General features: G+C 57.1%; 14 protein-coding genes. 3 read left to right on the top strand and 11 right to left on the bottom strand.

The features are described 5' to 3' along the window. Positions 1 to 4: 4 nt before the first annotated feature. From RBB47_RS14985 to RBB47_RS14965, 5 genes are all read right to left on the bottom strand, one after another. Positions 5 to 1279: a TRAP transporter large permease gene (locus tag RBB47_RS14985; protein WP_305986629.1), complete on the bottom strand. Its 1275-nt coding sequence runs from the start codon at positions 1277 to 1279 to the stop codon at positions 5 to 7. After that, positions 1276 to 1770 (bottom strand): TRAP transporter small permease, encoded by a 495-nt coding sequence (locus tag RBB47_RS14980; protein ID WP_305986628.1) that lies wholly within the window; start codon positions 1768 to 1770, stop codon positions 1276 to 1278. The genes RBB47_RS14985 and RBB47_RS14980 overlap by 4 nt, the downstream gene beginning before the upstream one ends. 145 nt (positions 1771 to 1915) lie before the next feature. Further along, positions 1916 to 2908, bottom strand: a complete 993-nt coding sequence (dctP, locus tag RBB47_RS14975; RefSeq protein ID WP_305986627.1) for a TRAP transporter substrate-binding protein DctP — start codon at positions 2906 to 2908, stop codon at positions 1916 to 1918. 187 nt (positions 2909 to 3095) lie between these two features. Continuing rightward, positions 3096 to 3326 (bottom strand): hypothetical protein, encoded by a 231-nt coding sequence (locus RBB47_RS14970; RefSeq protein ID WP_305986626.1) that lies wholly within the window; start codon positions 3324 to 3326, stop codon positions 3096 to 3098. A 448-nt stretch (positions 3327 to 3774) separates the two neighbouring features. Further along, complete coding sequence (locus RBB47_RS14965) at positions 3775 to 4446, bottom strand: YggS family pyridoxal phosphate-dependent enzyme (protein ID WP_305986625.1); 672 nt, start codon at positions 4444 to 4446, stop codon at positions 3775 to 3777. 334 nt (positions 4447 to 4780) lie between these two features. Between RBB47_RS14965 and leuS the strand changes: the two genes are divergently transcribed. The 3 genes from leuS to holA are packed head-to-tail and all read left to right on the top strand — an operon-like array spanning position 4781 to position 9032. Continuing rightward, positions 4781 to 7402, top strand: a complete 2622-nt coding sequence (gene leuS, locus RBB47_RS14960) for a leucine--tRNA ligase (protein WP_305986624.1) — start codon at positions 4781 to 4783, stop codon at positions 7400 to 7402. After that, on the top strand, positions 7389 to 7967 hold the full coding sequence (locus tag RBB47_RS14955) for a hypothetical protein (RefSeq protein WP_305986623.1): 579 nt from the start codon (positions 7389 to 7391) through the stop codon (positions 7965 to 7967). The genes leuS and RBB47_RS14955 overlap by 14 nt, the downstream gene beginning before the upstream one ends. Positions 7968 to 7991: 24 nt before the next feature. Beyond that, positions 7992 to 9032: a DNA polymerase III subunit delta gene (holA, locus tag RBB47_RS14950; protein ID WP_305986622.1), complete on the top strand. Its 1041-nt coding sequence runs from the start codon at positions 7992 to 7994 to the stop codon at positions 9030 to 9032. A gap of 332 nt (positions 9033 to 9364) precedes the next feature. Here the strand turns inward: holA and RBB47_RS14945 are convergent, their stop codons facing one another. The 6 genes from RBB47_RS14945 to RBB47_RS14920 all read right to left on the bottom strand — a co-directional run bounded on the left by RBB47_RS14945 (position 9365) and on the right by RBB47_RS14920 (position 16391). Then, positions 9365 to 10270, bottom strand: a complete 906-nt coding sequence (locus RBB47_RS14945) for a ParB/RepB/Spo0J family partition protein (protein ID WP_305986621.1) — start codon at positions 10268 to 10270, stop codon at positions 9365 to 9367. Between the two features lie 104 nt (positions 10271 to 10374). Then, positions 10375 to 11199, bottom strand: coding sequence for a ParA family protein (locus RBB47_RS14940; protein ID WP_305986736.1), 825 nt, complete (start codon positions 11197 to 11199; stop codon positions 10375 to 10377). Positions 11200 to 11219: 20 nt separating this feature from the next. After that, positions 11220 to 11876 carry a 16S rRNA (guanine(527)-N(7))-methyltransferase RsmG gene (rsmG, locus tag RBB47_RS14935; RefSeq protein ID WP_305986620.1) on the bottom strand — a complete coding sequence of 219 codons (657 nt, stop codon included), beginning with the start codon at positions 11874 to 11876 and terminating at the stop codon, positions 11220 to 11222. Beyond that, a complete protein-coding gene (gene mnmG, locus RBB47_RS14930; RefSeq protein ID WP_305986619.1) occupies positions 11876 to 13762 on the bottom strand; it encodes a tRNA uridine-5-carboxymethylaminomethyl(34) synthesis enzyme MnmG in 1887 nt (628 codons plus the stop codon). The genes rsmG and mnmG overlap by 1 nt, the downstream gene beginning before the upstream one ends. A 287-nt stretch (positions 13763 to 14049) precedes the next feature. Next, a complete protein-coding gene (gene mnmE / locus RBB47_RS14925; protein ID WP_305986618.1) occupies positions 14050 to 15399 on the bottom strand; it encodes a tRNA uridine-5-carboxymethylaminomethyl(34) synthesis GTPase MnmE in 1350 nt (449 codons plus the stop codon). 419 nt (positions 15400 to 15818) lie between these two features. Then, entirely contained in the window at positions 15819 to 16391 is a 573-nt protein-coding gene (locus RBB47_RS14920; protein WP_305986617.1) for a GNAT family N-acetyltransferase, read from the bottom strand. Between the last annotated feature and the right edge of the window lie 282 nt (positions 16392 to 16673).

Genomic DNA, 16673 nt, shown 5'->3' with positions numbered 1-16673 from the left:
TCAGTTAGAATTTGAACGGTATGTAAAGCGCGAGATCGGTCCAGACATACAGGATCACAACCGACAGCAGCATCAGCGCCAGGAACGGCAGAACGCCGCGCGACACATCGGAAAGACTGGATTTCGCGACGGATTGAATGACGTAGAGATTGAGACCCACCGGCGGCGTAATCAACGCGCACTCCACCATGACAACCATATAGACACCGAACCAGATCGGGTCGAATCCGAGCGCCATGGCCGCCGGCAACAGAACAGGCGTCATGATCAGCACCATGGAAAGAGCCTCGAACACCAGCCCCATGATCAGCAAAACAATCGAAACGACCAGGATGAATGCCAGGGGCGTATCGATGTTCTGACCGATAAACATCGAGATTTCCTGCGGAATCCGATAGAGCGTGATGGCCTTACCGAACACTTTCGCTCCGGCCACAATCAGAAGAATCGCAACAGTCGTGACCATGGAATCATAGGCGGCCTCCTTGAGACCCTGCCAGGTCAGCGTCCTCAAGATGGCGCCCGTGATAACGAGCGCGACCGCAAAACCAATCGCCGCTGCCTCGGTTGGTGTCGCAATCCCGGTATAGATTACGCCAATCACGAAGGCTGCAAGCACCACTGACGGCAGGGCGCGCAATGAACTCCAGAACCGTTCCTCCGCGCTCGCGGCAGCTTCCGCCTGATAGCCACCGAACCAGCGCGCATGGATCATCGCGAATGCGATGAAAAACACCACCAGAAGAATGCCCGGCCCGATGCCCGCCAGAAACAGCGAGATGACGGATTGTTCTGTAACAAATCCGTAGACGATCATCGGAATGGAAGGCGGGATCAAGATCCCGAGCGTGCCGCCGGCTGCGAGCAGTCCGTAGACAAAACGACGCTCATATCCGCGGCTGATCATTTCGGGAATGGCGACTGTACCGATCGTTGCGGCGGTTGCGACCGAAGACCCTGAGATCGCGGCGAAGATCGCACAGGACAGAATTGTCGCGACGGCGAGACCGCCAGGCCAGTGACCGACCCAGGCATGCACGGCGGCAAAAAGATCCTTTCCAACACCCCCTTTCAGGAGGACGTTCGACATCAGCAGGAAAAGCGGAACGGCCAGAAGAATGAACCCGTCCAGCGTCGATAGAATGGCCTGTGGCGCCATCAGTGGTGAGAAGCCACCGAAGATCAGCAGCGCCAGTCCGAGGCCACCAAGCGTGAAAGCGACCGGCACACGAATGAGCAGGAGTGCGAAGAGGGCAACCAGGATCAGGAATGTTGTCATGACACCGGCGTGCCACGCTGATCCGTGCGCCTGACGGCCGTGCCGAGCTCTATGAGAGCCTGCACGAAAAGCAAAGAGAAACCGAAGGGAATGGCAAGTTCAGACACCCAGGTCGGTAGATCGAGCATAGAACCGGTGGTGCGGCCGCGCTCGAACGAATCGTAGAATATTTCGCCGCCTTTCCAGGTGACAATTGCACTGAAAAGCGCAATCGCTGCCATGGCGAGCACGCGGCACGCGCGCCGAGCAGCGTCGCCGAGCCTCTCGGTGACAGCATCGACCGCAATATGCTGATTGGTTTTCAAGAGCCAGGGCATCCCGATCATGCTGCCCCAGATGAGACATAGCTGCGACAGCTCCGCCGCCCAGATCGTCGGAGCGATGAACAGATATCGGGCGCTGACTTCATAAGTCAGCATACACCCGGCGAGAACGAACAAGAGCGCTGCGACCCCGGCAAGCGCCTGCAAGACAGCGTGGAACGCTTTCATTGGTTCATGGGCAATCTTTGTTGGCGGGAACGGCCAAAGGAAAGCTGCAGCATGCGCCTGTTCCTGAATGGCCGCTCAAGGCGGTAGATGGGAAAACTGAGCACGCCGCCCTGTCAGACAGGCGGCGCGCTTGAAATGGGCCGGTTCAAAGACCCTTTGCTGCATCCATCACGGTTTTGCCCAACGGCCCGGCCTTTTCGGTATAAGTGTCATAAACCGGTTGGCTCACGGCCTTCCAGGCCGCAATCTCGTCTGCAGTCGGCTTGTACACCGTCATGCCGTTCTCTTCGGCGGCCGCATATGCGTCTGCCTCGATTTCGGCCATACGATTGCGCACGTCGTTTTCCGCTTTCAGCGCCGCGGCCTGGATAACCGCTTGCTGGCCCTCTGGAAGGCTGTTCCAGAAGTCGGTGTTCACCACCACGATGAATTCAATGTCGGCATGGTTGGTGACAGAGATCGTGTCCATCACTTCCCAGAGCTTTCTGGACTTGACACCGGAAACCCCCGTCATGCCGATGTCGACGGTACCGCGCTGATAAGCAAGATACTGTTCTGAACCGGAAATCAGCGTCGGCGCGCCCCCTGCCGAGCTCACAAAGTCGCCAAGTGTCTTGCCGAAGACCCGGACTTTCTTGCCCTTCATGTCTTCCGGCGTCTTGAGCGGTCCGTCCTTGGACAACATGATCGCACCGCCATAGGCCTGCCACCACAACACCGTCGAACCGGTGTCCTTGATCGCTTCATCCAGCGGCGCGCGCACCGGAGAGCCTGGTGCGACTGCGGCCCGGACCTTTTCCTCGGTATCGAACAGGAACGGCTGATAGAAAATATCGACCGCGGGAATGTCACCGACGTAACGCGTCAGCGAGGCAACGCCCATTTCGATCGCGCCTGAACCGACGGCTGCCGGGACTTCCTTGTCCTTGTAGAGTTGGGCGGAATCATAAATCTCAACGGCAATCTCACCGTTGGAGTTCTTTTCGACCTCTTCCTTGAACAGAAGAAGGTTCTGGCCAAGGTGGCTCTTGAGCGGCAATTGCAGAGAAATACGCAACGTCGTCTCTGCGGCAAGAGCGACACCAGAAGAAAGGCCAAGCGCGACGGCTGCGCCCAGGGCCCAGGCAAGTGATTTCATGATTTCCTCCCGTTATTTGCGTGCAGTTTTGCAAAGGACCAATTCAAGGTCAACATGACGCAGCGTCGGGAAGAATGAAGAACACGAAACAAAAAACCACCGCCGGCGTGACCGTACCGGCGGTGGTCTTTTTCAGACGACCCCGCTGCGACTGCAGCTTACGGGGGGAGGATCGCCCGAAGCCGGATTACGGCTGGACCGCTGCAAATTCCGACGGATCGAGCAGGTTGTCCTGGTTCGCGTCAGCAGCCTTGAACACGTCTTCCGACATGGTCGGAACGGCAGCCGTGATCTCTTCAAAGCTCACGAAACCGTCCTGGTTGCTGTCGATCGTCTCAAACGACATGCTCTGTGCGAGCGCTGCTGTGGACGCAGTGAAAGCACCGATGAGAAGAGCAGCGGTAAGACGTTTGGACATGATATGACCTCCAACTGTTAGGTATTGGTTGGGTCGTTCCTTTCCTTGGAGCTTGATGAAGTCGAAAGGAACGCCCACCTCGTGTTCCGTCCACCCGGCAGGCCCCTGCGACCTGCCAAGCCGGAACTGGGTGGACTGTGCTGCGAGATCAGGACCGGTAAAGGGCCGCTCTTTGAAACATTCGGGGCATTGTTATGACTGTCCAGCGTATTCAGTCACAGGTCAGTCTCATTCCAGTCACTTTCACTTGTTTAAGGCAAGATAACGGCTGGAGACTACATTGTAATTTGCTGATTAGATCGAAATTAAAAGCAAAATCAGAATACTATACGTGCTGATAGTAAAACTATACTATCAAGCAACATCCGAATTTTATGTTGGACCCCTGTCTTCGTAGCCAATCAGCCAAATCCGACCTGAGATCACATTGGCTTAGGCTAACAAACAATCATGGGTAATCTCGGGCACCGAAAATCGCGGACCCAACGCGGACATGCGTGGCGCCGAAGCCGATGGCAACCTGGTAATCGGACGACATTCCCATCGAAAGCCGGTCGAGATCGTTGCGTCCGGCAATTTTCTCCAGAAGGGCAAAATGCTCCCCGGGCGCGTCCTCAACCGGCGGAATGCACATCAGCCCCATAATGTTCAGGCCGATCGACTCCCGGCACTCTTTCACGAACGCATCGGCATCTCCCGGCGAGATGCCGGCTTTTTGGGGCTCCTCACCGGTATTGACCTGAATGAAACAGGGCAAGTCCCGGCCCTGCTTTTCCATTTCCACTTTCAACGCCTTGGCGATCTTGGGCCGGTCGACCGTATGAATGACATCAAACGTCGCAACGGCTTCCTTTGCCTTGTTGGATTGCAGCGGCCCGATCAGATGCAATTCAATACCGTCAAATTCGCGGCGCAGTTCCGGCCATTTGGACATGGCCTCCTGCACCCGGTTTTCTCCAAAAACCCGTTGCCCTGCTGAAAGGACCGGCCGGATATCGTCTGCAAAAAACGTCTTGGAGACGGCAATCAGCGTTACGGACGCTTCCGTCCGCCCGAATTCGGCCTCTGCAGCTCGAATGTCGGACTGGACAGAGAAAAGACGGTCTGCTGCGGACGTCATTGATGCTTCCTTCAAGTCATGGGCCGTACCCTAGCCTGCCATACGACCTGCCAGATCCCGTTCTGAAGAGCAAGGTCATCCGCCGCCCCCGTCGGCCGAACCTTCCTGCCGCATGTCCGGTTCCGGCCAGAACAAACTCCGGGTTGCTATTTCCAGCTTTTCCGCGCTTTGGCGGCTCAGGCAGCTTTACGAATGTGGCATTGCGAAATAAACAGTCATCCAAAGGGTCTTTCGCATCTCGCATGTTGACCCGGAACCGGATTTCTGGTGACAGTCCGGCAGTTGAAGATTCAGGAATTCCGCCGGTTCGGCGGCAAGAAAAACGGCACAGTTGATGGCAACGGAACGGTACAACGCGCGCGAGGTTGAAGCGCGCTGGCAGAAAGTCTGGAACGACAAGGACGTTTTCGTCACGCATAACGACGATCCCCGCGAAAAATACTACGTCCTGGAGATGTTTCCCTATCCGTCCGGCCGCATTCACATGGGTCATGTGCGCAACTACGCGATGGGCGACGTGGTCGCGCGTTACAAGCGCGCCAAAGGCTTCAACGTTCTGCACCCAATGGGATGGGACGCCTTCGGCATGCCTGCGGAAAACGCTGCGATGCAGAACAAGGTCCACCCGAAGGACTGGACCTACGAGAACATCGCCGCGATGCGCGATCAGCTCAAGATCATGGGCCTGTCGCTGGACTGGAGCCGTGAATTCGCTACCTGCGATGTCTCCTACTACACGCAACAGCAACGCCTGTTTCTGCAATTCCTGGAAGCCGGGCTTGTCTACCGCAAGAACGCCAAGGTGAACTGGGATCCGGTCGACATGACCGTTCTGGCGAACGAGCAGGTCATCGACGGCCGCGGCTGGCGGTCAGGTGCCCTCGTCGAACAGCGTGAACTCACCCAGTGGTTCTTCAAGATATCCGACTACTCGGAAGATTTGCTGGAAGCGATCGAAACGCTCGACCGCTGGCCGGACAAGGTCCGCCTGATGCAGAAGAACTGGATCGGCCGGTCCGAAGGTCTGCGCGTGCGCTTTGCGTTTACCGAACCGGCACCAACCGGCGACAAGACCCTGGAAATCTTCACAACACGGCCGGACACATTGTTCGGTGCATCTTTCATGGGCCTCTCCCCGGATCACCCGATCTCGACGAAGCTCGCAGAGACAAATCCGGCGCTGAAGGACTTCATCGACGAGTGCAAACGGATCGGCACTTCCGAAGAAGCCATTGAAAAGGCAGAAAAAAAGGGCATCGATACCGGGCTGCGGGTCAAGCATCCGCTGGATGCTTCGCTCGAGTTGCCGGTCTATGTCGCTAATTTCATTCTGATGGACTACGGCACGGGCGCGATTTTCGCATGTCCGGCACATGACCAGCGCGACCTGGACTTTGCCCGCAAATACGGACTGCCGGTCAAGCCTGTCGTGCTGCCGAAAGACGCGGATGCGGCAACGTACGAAATCGGAACCGAGGCTTACACCGACGACGGCACGATCTTTAATTCCGATTTCATGGACGGCATGTCCATTCCGGAAGCCAAGGAAGCGATCGCGCAAAAGCTGGAATCCGTCACTGTCGACGGCGGACCCCAAGGCGAGCGGCAGGTCAATTACCGCCTGCGCGACTGGGGCATTTCGCGCCAGCGCTACTGGGGTTGCCCGATCCCTGTCGTTCATTGTGACGACTGTGGCGTCGTGCCCGAAAAAGACGAAAATCTGCCGGTGCAACTGCCGGACGACATCAATTTCGACAAGCCCGGCAACCCGCTGGACCGGCATCCGACCTGGCGCAACACGGTCTGTCCGAAATGCGGCAAGCCGGCGAGACGCGAAACGGACACGATGGACACGTTCGTGGACTCGTCCTGGTATTTTGCACGGTTTACGGCGCCCGACTGCGACCGGCCTACCGACCCGACGGCGGCAAATGGCTGGCTGCCGGTCGACCAGTATATCGGCGGTATCGAACACGCGATCCTGCACCTGCTTTATTCACGCTTCTTTACGCGCGCCATGCAAAAAGTCGGTGCGCTCGATCTGAAGGAACCATTCAAGGGTCTTTTCACGCAAGGCATGGTGACCCACGAAACCTATCGTCTTGGCGAGGGAGCGAACGGGCACTGGGTGTCTCCGGCCGACATCAAGATCGAGGACATCGACGGCAACCGGAAGGCAACGCTTCTGGAAACCGGTGAAGAGGTCGCCATCGGCTCGATCGAAAAGATGTCGAAGTCGAAAAGGAACACCGTCGACCCGACCGACATCATCGACACATACGGTGCCGATACCGCGCGCTGGTTCATGCTGTCCGACAGCCCGCCGGAACGCGACGTTATCTGGACCGAGGACGGGGTCCAGGGCGCCTGGCGTTTCGTTCAACGTGTCTGGCGCCTGATCGGCGAAGTTTCAGACAAGAGCGAACCGCGCGCCGGGGCTGCTCCGGACGTTTCCGGGAAAGCACTTGAGCTCCGGAGAGCGAGCCACAAGACCCTGGCCGCCGTTTCCAACGATCTTGAATCGCTCGGTTTCAACAGGGCTGTCGCGCGTCTTTACGAATTTGTAAATACAATCAGTAAGATACTGAGCGATGGTGTCGATGATCGGGGCACGGAATACGCAGTACGGGAAGCCGCTGACTATCTGGTCCAGATGATGGCGCCAATGATGCCTCATCTTGCGGAAGAATGCTGGTCCGCGCTTGGCCATGACAATCTGATTTCGGAAGCCAAATGGCCGGTTGCCGATCCGGATCTGCTGAGCGAAGATTCGGTGACATACCCGATCCAGATCAACGGTAAACGGCGCGGCGAACTGGAAATTGCAAAAGAAGCTTCCAAAGAGGAGGTCGAAGCAGCTACCTTGGGGCTGGATTTCGTCAAGAAGGCGCTCAACGGCGGCGCCCCGAAGAAGCTGATTGTAGTGCCGCAGAGGATCGTGAATGTCGTTGTATAACAGCATCTTCAAGCGCAAAGGCAATTTACGGCAGGTTGCCATCTGTTCTGCCTTCGCAGCAGCTGTTTTGCTGAGCGGGTGCCAGATACGTCCGCTCTACGGCACAAGCGCAACGGGCGATTTCGGCTCACAGTCCTCACCAGTCGCCGCTGAATTGTCGGCAGTCGATCTTGATTCGATTTCCTCCCGCTTCGCGAACGAAGATTCGGCACGGGTTCTGTTCAATGAACTCACTTACCGGCTCGAACGCGGCGCCGGCTCGGAGCCAAAGAAATACAGGCTCAAGGTCCTGGTCGATACCAACAATGCCGCCGTCGGTGTTGAACAGTTCGCCGACGTTCCTTCAGCCTACACGCTGACAATGAACTCCACCTACGTCCTGAGTGATATCGCAACGGACGAAACGCTTGCCACCGGCCGGTCGTTCCGCTCCGCATCCTACGACTTCTCCAGTCAGCGCTTTGCGAACCAGCGCGCCCTTAGGGACGCCCAGGAGCGTGTTGCAAAGGCAGTTGCCGACGACATTGCGACAAGGCTTGCCGGTTACTTTGCCAGCCAATCCTAAGTCCGCGGCAGGAGGCAATCGGTTGTGACCGTCCTGAAAGCCGCTGAAATCGACCGGTTCGTTACCAATCCACCAGATGGTGGTGCGGTTGTTCTGGTATTCGGACCCGATACGGGCCTGGTTTCGGAGCGCGCAACCAGGCTTGTTGCCAAGGCTTCTGAAGGCGATAGCGACCCCTTCAATCTGATCAAGATCGACGCTGCGGACCTCAGCTCCGATCCCAACCGGCTGATCGACGAGGTCCTGACCGTGCCTCTGTTCGGCGGACGCAGGATTGTCTGGGTCAAGGATGCCAGTGGCAAGAACCTGAATCCGGCGCTTGAACCCGTGCTGAATCTGGACGACTGGGAAACCTTCGTGGTTCTGGAGGGCGGTGATATCAAGAAAGGCGCCGGCCTCAGAAAACTGGTCGAAACCCATAAACGCGCCGTTGCCCTGCCGTGTTATGCCGACAACGATCGCGGCATCGATCAGCTCATTGACGAGGAAACGCGCGAAGCAGGTCTGACAATCACACGCGAAGCCCGCGCGGCTTTGCACAGCCTGCTTGGCGGCGACAGGATGGCGAGCCGGGGTGAGCTCAAAAAGCTCTGTCTCTATGCCCTCGGCAAGGGTCGGATCGACAGCGAGGATATCGAGGCGATCATCGGCGACGCATCCGCATTTGAAATGTCGGAACTCATCGATGCGGCTGCCTCGGGCGACATTGCCACGCTGGACCACGGATTGGAACGCCTCTCCGAAGCCGGTTCGAAGGCCTCGATCATTGCCAACCAGGCCCTGAAACACTTCCAGCAGCTGCATCGGATGCGGATTGACGTCGACAAGGGAAAACCGGCCCAAGCCGTTATCGACGGTCAACGCCCGCCGATCTTCTTCAGCCGCAAACCGAAGTTTTCGCAACAGCTTCGGATCTGGTCCCTAAGGGACCTGGAAAGAGCCATGGATATCCTGAGCGACGCCACCAGGATCTCCCGCCTCAATGACCCGCTCGGTGTTCCGGTTCTGTCAGAAGCCCTGCTGAAACTCGGCCGTGCAGCCCGCGCCCGCAACCAGCGGCGATAGGCCGGCATCCCAAACTTGAATACGCGATCTTATCCTGAGGATGATTGGTCAGCCTTGATGGACGGGTCGCGAACATGCAGGTAAGCCACGCGTCCTTCGAGACGGACCTCGCGGTCCTCTTCAGGATGAAGTGCTTGTATTCAAAAGTTTCACAATGGCAGCCAACCGCACCGCGTCATCCTGAGGAAGCGCGAGAGCGCTGTCTCGAAGGATGGGTCACACTGTCAAGTGAAAGCTAAGACACGACAAGGCAGCTTGCAGCAGACTGGTTCGGGGCGTGACGCCGAACTTTCGGGCATAGATCGAGCCTAAATGTAAACTATTTCAGTGGTTTATCGCGTTTCGACGCCCAGTTTCTTGCACAACTCGTCGAGCTGCTCCAGCGACGTGTATTTTATTTTGAGATCGCCGGACTCTTTGCCGGGCTTGTGGCCGACCACCACTTTCAGACCGAGTGTGTCCGTCAGCCGTTTTTCGAGAGCCTTGGTGTCGGCATCCTTCTGCGGCTTTTCGCTCGGTGTCTTGCCACCCTTCAGCTTTGCAAGGGCATCGGGATCCTGGGAGATCTTTTCCGCGTCACGAACGGTAAGACCTTTTTCAACGATGAGTTCGGCCAGCGCCGCCGGGTCTTCGACCGTGATTAGCGCTCGCGCGTGGCCTGCCGTCAGAAGGCCTTCGGCCAGGTAGTCCTTGACCGAATTCGGCAATTTCAGCAGCCGCATCGTATTGGCAACATGGCTGCGGCTCTTGCCGATCACCTTTGCCAGTTCGCCCTGACTGTAATTGAACTCTGCAGTCAGCTGCTCGTACCCCATCGCCTCTTCGATCGGATTGAGATCTGCTCGCTGCACGTTTTCAATGATTGCAAGCTCAAGCGCTTCCTGGTCGGTCACGTCCCGGATAATGATTGGCGCCTCATGAAGGCCTGCCCGCTGCGCCGCGCGCCAACGGCGCTCGCCGGCAATGATCTCAAACCGGTTGGCCTTGCCCGCCGCCGGGCGCACCAGGATCGGCTGAACGATCCCCTTGGCCTTGAGCGACTCCGCCAGATCAGCCAGATCCTTTTCGGTAAAGGTCTTGCGCGGATTGCGCGGGTTCGGCTCAAGGTGCTCGATCGGAACTTTGCGGGTGTCGCGAACAATTTTTTCAGGCGGCGCTACTGCTTCAGGGGCCGAATCTCCAATGAGAGCAGCCAATCCACGGCCCAAACGTTTGTTCTTGGCGTCCTTGTCAGCCATTACGCACCTATTTCTTCTTATATTTCAATAAATTAGGTCAAGACAACAAAGCTACACAACCGCAAGCCTGGTCATTTGTTTCAGACCCGAAACCAAATCGCCGTTTAAGCGGCGACCCGCCGCAACTGACGCTCACGCTGGATAATCTCCGACGCAAGCCGCAGATAAGCCTGGCTGCCAGCGCACTTCAGATCGTAAAGCAAGGCCGGCTTGCCGTAGGACGGTGCTTCCGAAATGCGGACATTTCGTGGAATGATCGTTTCATAAACAGCATCGCCCATGGTCTCGCGCACATCGGCGACAACCTGGCTGGAAAGATTGTTGCGGCTGTCATACATCGTCAGAACGATACCGTGAATGCTCAGTTCCGCATTCAGCGCGCCTTTGACCTGCTCGACAGTGCTCAACAACTGGCTCAGACCTTCCAGTGCGAAAAACTCGCACTGCAGTGGCACCAGGATAGAGTGCGAAGCTGAAAGAGCGTTGATCGTCAGCAAGTTAAGCGACGGCGGGCAATCGATCAGGATATACGTGAACCCGACTTCCTGGAACAAGCGTGAGCGGGTCAGGCTCTCGATCGCGCTGCGCAGGCGAAATGCCCGGTCACTGGTCGAGGCGATTTCAAGTTCAAGCCCGAGCAGATCCATGGTCGATGGAGCAACCCAGAGGCGCTGAACGGCCGTTTCGCGGACAGCCTCTGCCAACGAGCAATCGCCGCTCAGAATTTCGTAAGTCGACAGGCCCCGGTCGCGGTGCTCGATGCCGAGACCCGTCGAGGCGTTCCCCTGGGGATCGAGATCGATAACGAGAACTTTTTCCCCGATTGCCGCAAGAGCCGTGCCGAGGTTGATGGCTGTGGTGGTCTTTCCCACCCCGCCTTTTTGGTTCGCGAGTGCGAGGACACGCGGTGTTTCGGGAAGCATGCTCATTGCCACGACACCTTCCTGGGCTACTCTTGCCGGGCTGAGATATTCGAGAAAATAAGCATCCGGCTCACTGGATCGATAAGACTTTTCTTTTCTACCAGATCGAAGTTCCAAGCGTCAGAGGCTTCATCAACTTCTCTTTGAAAATCCTGCCCTTTGTGGAAAACAGCCTTTGCCCCGGCCGAAGTGAAGGGCTCCGACAACCGGAAAAGCGCATCCAGAGAGGCCAGAGCGCGCGCAGAAACCGAATCGGCCCGTCCAAATGTCCATTCTTTCGCAACCGATTCGATCCTACCGGGATGAACCGTCCCGGAGGAGCCCGTCTCGCGCAGCACTGTTCTCAGGAACGCCGCCTTGCGCTGGTTGCTTTCGATCATATGAACATGGGCATCCGGCTCATCAGCCAAGAGGATCGCGGTGACGATACCTGGAAAGCCGCCTCCACTGCCGATGTCGACCCAGGTCCGCGCCTCTGGATAACTCCACTGCGTTTGCAGGCTGTCGGCGACATGGCGTATCCAGATGTCGGGGATCGTGGACGGTGCAATGAGGTTTTGTGCGGGTTGCCACTTCAAAACCAGGTCCACATAGATCTGGAGTCTGTCCAACGTTTCACGTGAAACATCCCCAAACTTATGCACAACCTGTCCAGTGTCGTTCAACACCACGGCACGGCCCATCAGGCGGCCCCTTTATGTGCGCCACGCTTGAGATGGGAAAGGATCAACGTCAGAGCCGCCGGGGTCACGCCGTCCATCCTGGACGCCTGGCCAAGCGTGGCCGGTCGAATATCGACAAGCTTCTGCTTGACTTCGTTGGACAGGCCGACAATCGCTTCGTAGTCGAAACTATCGGGGATTTGCAAGGCTTCATCGCGTTTCAAAGCTTCGATATCCGCCTGTTGACGCTCCAGGTAAACCGCATAAAGAGCATCCGTCGTCACCTGTTCCGCGATCCCTTCTTCGACCTCATTCAGGTCTGGCCATATCCGGGTCAGCATGTCGAAAGTGACATTCGGATAGGAAAGAAGATCAAACGCCGACCGCCGAATTCCGTCCTGGTTCACAGGAAGCCCCTGCTTTTGAGCTTCTGAAGGCGTCACCGCCAAACGCTTGAGCAAATCCCGCGCGTTTGCGATCTTCTCCATTTTGGCATCAAACGCCAGTCGTCGCGTTTCCGAAACGAACCCTCTTGCTGCACCAAGAGGCGTGAGCCTCTGGTCGGCATTGTCTGCACGAAGCGAAAGCCGGTACTCGGCCCGCGACGTAAACATGCGGTACGGCTCGGTTATCCCGCGCGTCACGAGATCATCGATCATGACACCGATGTAGCCATTCGACCGGTCGACAACAAACGGATCTTTGCCCGCAACCTTGAACGCTGCATTGACGCCGGCAACAAGACCTTGCGCTCCAGCTTCCTCGTATCCGGTCGTGCCGTTGATCTGGCCCGCAAGATAGAGACCCGCACAGCGTTTGGCTTCCAGCGTCGGCCTGAGCTCTCGCGGATCCACGTGATCATACTCAATGGCATAGCCGGGCTGGATGACCTTCACGTCCTCGAGCCCTGGGATGGTTTTCAGGAACGCAAGTTGTGCGTCTTCGGGCAACGACGTCGAGATCCCGTTCGGATAAACCGTATGGTCATCAAGGCCTTCCGGTTCCAGGAAGATCTGATGACCGTCCCTTTCTCCAAAGCGAACGATCTTGTCTTCAATGGACGGACAATACCGCGGCCCCCGCCCCTTGATCTCACCTGAATACATCGCAGATCGGGAAAGATTGTCGCGAATGATCTGGTGGGTTTCAGGTGTCGTCCGGGTGATATGGCACGGGATCTGCGGCGTTTCGATCCGCTCCGTCAGCGTCGAGAACGGGATCGGCTCGTCATCGCCAGGCTGCTCTTCCAGCTTGTCCCAATGGATTGTCCGCCCATCAAGGCGCGCCGGCGTCCCGGTCTTCAAACGCCCCAGGTCAAACCCTATTTCTTCAAGAGACTCCGAGAGGCCCAATGCAGGCGCTTCGCCCGATCGCCCGGCCGGGATCTTGCGATCCCCGATATGGATAAGCCCGCGAAGGAAAGTACCGCTGGTCAGGACGACGGCCCCGCACGATATGGTACGGCCATCGGAGAGTTCGATCCCTGCGATCGATCGTGTCGCCTCCCCTTCACCGAACAAAAGTTTGTGCGCTTCAGCCTCCACCACGGTCAGCCCATCGACTGCGGCGATCTCCGCCTGCATGGCCTCGCGATAGAGTTTCCGGTCGGCCTGTGCGCGCGGTCCGCGTACGGCTGGTCCCTTGCGGCGGTTGAGCATCCGAAACTGAATTCCACCCCGGTCGGCCACCCGCCCCATCAGGCCATCGAGAGCATCGATCTCCCGAACAAGGTGACCCTTTCCAAGGCCGCCAATCGCCGGATTGCACGACATGACTCCGATCGTCTCTGCCTTGTGGGTTACGAGCGCTGTCGCCGCGCCAGCGCGTGCCGATGCTGCGGCCGCCTCGCAGCCCGCATGGCCACCACCAATCACCACAACATCGAATGTCAGTTCGCGCTCTTTCATAATCTCACCGTGCACGAAAACGCCTTTGAGCGTGCCCGCAACTTTCAGACAAAATTTCCGGATCGGTTCCTGGCGGCAATCAGGTTATCACAGGATGACGCTGCCAGCATTTTCTGTCCGGCTTTATAGAGTGTGTTGGCACCAAGGTCAAAGTGCAATTCAGCCCAAGAAACCGATCAGTTCGAGACCGCTTCAGGGAGGACAGGAGGATTCATTTCGTGATTCACGTGAAACATGTTCCGGTTCTGAATCGATCCTTGCTTCGCCTCAATGATTCACGTGAAACATCACTTGCCGATGCAAAAATCCCGAAAGATGACATCCAGCAGATCCTCGACATCGATCCGGCCCGTGATCCGCCCGAGCGCATCCGCCGCGCGCCGCAGGTCTTCGGCACGAAGTTCAGGGGGCAGGTGAACCGCATCCACCGCTGTTCTCAATCCGGAAAGACACTCCTTCAGGTAATGACGGTGCCTTTCCCGCGTTGCCAGGGGAGTTTCTCCAATGGAAATTGTTTCATCGGCAAAACGAGTAAGGGCCTGTATAAGGTCGTTCAGGCCGTCTTTGCTTTTATCGGAGCAAGCAATTTCCTTGATCGTTCCGGAAGAGTCTTGTTTCGGTTGAGTCCCTAGGTCACTCTTTGTTCTTACGACCCACACCGGAACATTTTTCTGCAAGTCTTCAGGCAGACCGGCTTTGGGATCATCCTTCTCCACCCCGCCCGGCTCGACGGCCCAAAGGATCAAGTCCCCTGCGTGCCCCCGCGCTTGCGCCCGTCGAACGCCTTCGCGTTCCACGGCATTTTCCGCATCCCGGAGCCCGGCTGTATCCACCAGGGTCATCGGATACCCACACAGATCCAAATGTACCTCAATGGCGTCGCGGGTCGTTCCGGCTTCTTCCGTAACAATAGCAACATCCCGTCCGGCAATCGCATTCAGCAAACTGGATTTGCCGGCATTAGGAGCACCCATCAGGACGACCTGCAATCCGGATCGCAATCGCTCTCCGCTTTTCGAACGCTCCAGATGATTGGCAATCTCCGAATGTAAATCGGACGCTTCTGTCCAAACCTCGTCGGCAACGCTGCCTGGCACGTCTTCTTCGTCGGCAAAGTCGAAGTCGGCTTCAATCATCGCCCGCATGTGGATGAGCCGCTTCCGCCAGCCATCATAGAGGTCGCCAAGAGCACCCCCCATCTGTCGGACCGCTTGCCTGCGCTGGCTCTCGGTCTCCGCGGCAATAAGGTCAGCGAGACCCTCGACCTCAGTGAGATCCATGCGCCCCTGGTCGAAAGCCCGGCGCGTAAACTCGCCCGCCTCAGCAGGCCGGCAATCTGCAAATGTTCCAAGGACCGCCAGAAGCCTGCTGATGACGGCGCGCCCACCGTGGCACTGGAACTCTGCCACATCTTCGCCGGTAAAACTGTGGGGCCCCTCAAAGTAGAGGACAAGGGCTTCATCGAGGATATCGTTGGTCTCCGGATCCTTCAATTTGCTCAACATGGCCAGGCGGCCCTCAGGCACACGGCCGCAAATTGCGCTGACGATCGTTCGGGTTGCACCTCCGGAAATGCGGATGACGGCGACACCTGAGGGCACCGCTCCGCTCGAAAGCGCATAGATCGTATCCCGCATCTGGTTCCTCTCTGAAGATGACCGCACCTGTCCTGGCAGACTGCGGTCGGGGCGGCTTCTTTAACAACAACTGGTCATAAGGAAAAGCACCCGCTCTCGCGACCTTGGCTAGTCATTACCAAACTGCTGACCGTTCCGGTGACGAATCGGTCTCAAAAGTATCCGTAATGCCGCGGTGCCTGTTTCACGTGAATCAACCAGTTTTTGTGACGGCGATACTCTCGTCAACACATGCACCTGGTGGCATCACCTTCACGTCCTGTCAGTTCGTTTCCGATACTATTTGAGGATTCACGTGAAACAGCAAAACAGCCTCAGCAACTCGAACCACCAAATCAGACTTTACCCGGATCCTCTGTCTCCGGCAGGGGTGTTTCACGTGAATCTCTCAGGTCCAAACGCGCTCGGCGCCGCGAGGTTCAGATCGTTTGTGCTCTCCAGGCCGCTCCGCTGAGCCTGTAGAGAACATGCGGAGCGATCGGATGGTCATTCGGCAGTGACGGATGCAGGAAATCTCCGTCGATGTCCCGGGTCATCCCGATCCGCTCCATGACCCTCTGCGACGGCACGTTCGCCGGAATCGTGAATGCAACGATCTCTTCAAGATCAATGGTTTCAAAACCGAATCGAAGCCATGCCTTGGCAGCTTCGCTGGCGTAACCCTTTCCCCAGGCCGATTGCTTCAATCGCCAGCCGATTTCGACACAGGGGTCAAACGGCAATGGCGCCGCATAACCGGGACGGTTCAAGCCGACAAACCCAAGAAACTCACCCGTCTCTTTCACTTCGATCGGCGCCATAGAGAACCCATCCGATTTCTGCTTGTCGATGCATCTAGAAATCAAATGTTCTGTTTTGTCGCGTGACAAGCGTTCCGGAAAGTGGCGCATCACCTCAGGGTCCGCACATATCTTGGCAAATGGTGCAACATCCGTGTCTTCCCAGGCGCGCAGGAACAGGCGCTCGGTTTCCAAAAAAATTGTGCGCGTCATCAATACGGTTCCGATTCAATTGGTTCGGCAGGATTCACGTGAAACACCCTAGGGCACGGACTCATAAATGAAGTCAATTTGGTTTGGATCGTTTTGACCAGCGGCAAGGAGCGAAAGCGCAGGAAATGTGGTTTATTTTCAAGCCTTTCGCGACGAAGCAGATAGCCAAAACGGCCAAATCCGAAGGACGGCAAAATGGCTTCATTTATGGGTCCGTACCCTAGACTACACACCGCCAAATGAAGCTGGTTTGAAGGCAAAAGAGAAAGGCGCTAACCATAC

Origin of the sequence: Roseibium sp. MMSF_3544, assembly GCF_030732845.1 — a bacterium.
Taxonomy (GTDB): Bacteria; Pseudomonadota; Alphaproteobacteria; order Rhizobiales; family Stappiaceae; genus Roseibium.
Note: the sequence above shows the minus strand (reverse complement) of the source record. Positions and strands in the feature narration are given on the sequence as shown.

Excerpts from the sequence above, each read along its gene's own strand:
- RBB47_RS14985 (WP_305986629.1), bottom strand. The coding sequence starts at position 1,279 with ATGACAACATTCCTGATCCTGGTTGCCCTCTTCGCACTCCTGCTCATT.
- RBB47_RS14980 (WP_305986628.1), bottom strand. The coding sequence starts at position 1,770 with ATGAAAGCGTTCCACGCTGTCTTGCAGGCGCTTGCCGGGGTCGCAGCG.
- dctP (WP_305986627.1), bottom strand. The coding sequence starts at position 2,908 with ATGAAATCACTTGCCTGGGCCCTGGGCGCAGCCGTCGCGCTTGGCCTT.
- RBB47_RS14970 (WP_305986626.1), bottom strand. The coding sequence starts at position 3,326 with ATGTCCAAACGTCTTACCGCTGCTCTTCTCATCGGTGCTTTCACTGCG.
- RBB47_RS14965 (WP_305986625.1), bottom strand. The coding sequence starts at position 4,446 with ATGACGTCCGCAGCAGACCGTCTTTTCTCTGTCCAGTCCGACATTCGA.
- leuS (WP_305986624.1), top strand. The coding sequence starts at position 4,781 with ATGGCAACGGAACGGTACAACGCGCGCGAGGTTGAAGCGCGCTGGCAG.
- RBB47_RS14955 (WP_305986623.1), top strand. The coding sequence starts at position 7,389 with ATGTCGTTGTATAACAGCATCTTCAAGCGCAAAGGCAATTTACGGCAG.
- RBB47_RS14945 (WP_305986621.1), bottom strand. The coding sequence starts at position 10,270 with ATGGCTGACAAGGACGCCAAGAACAAACGTTTGGGCCGTGGATTGGCT.
- RBB47_RS14940 (WP_305986736.1), bottom strand. The coding sequence starts at position 11,199 with ATGAGCATGCTTCCCGAAACACCGCGTGTCCTCGCACTCGCGAACCAA.
- rsmG (WP_305986620.1), bottom strand. The coding sequence starts at position 11,876 with ATGGGCCGTGCCGTGGTGTTGAACGACACTGGACAGGTTGTGCATAAG.
- mnmG (WP_305986619.1), bottom strand. The coding sequence starts at position 13,762 with ATGAAAGAGCGCGAACTGACATTCGATGTTGTGGTGATTGGTGGTGGC.
- mnmE (WP_305986618.1), bottom strand. The coding sequence starts at position 15,399 with ATGCGGGATACGATCTATGCGCTTTCGAGCGGAGCGGTGCCCTCAGGT.
- RBB47_RS14920 (WP_305986617.1), bottom strand. The coding sequence starts at position 16,391 with ATGACGCGCACAATTTTTTTGGAAACCGAGCGCCTGTTCCTGCGCGCC.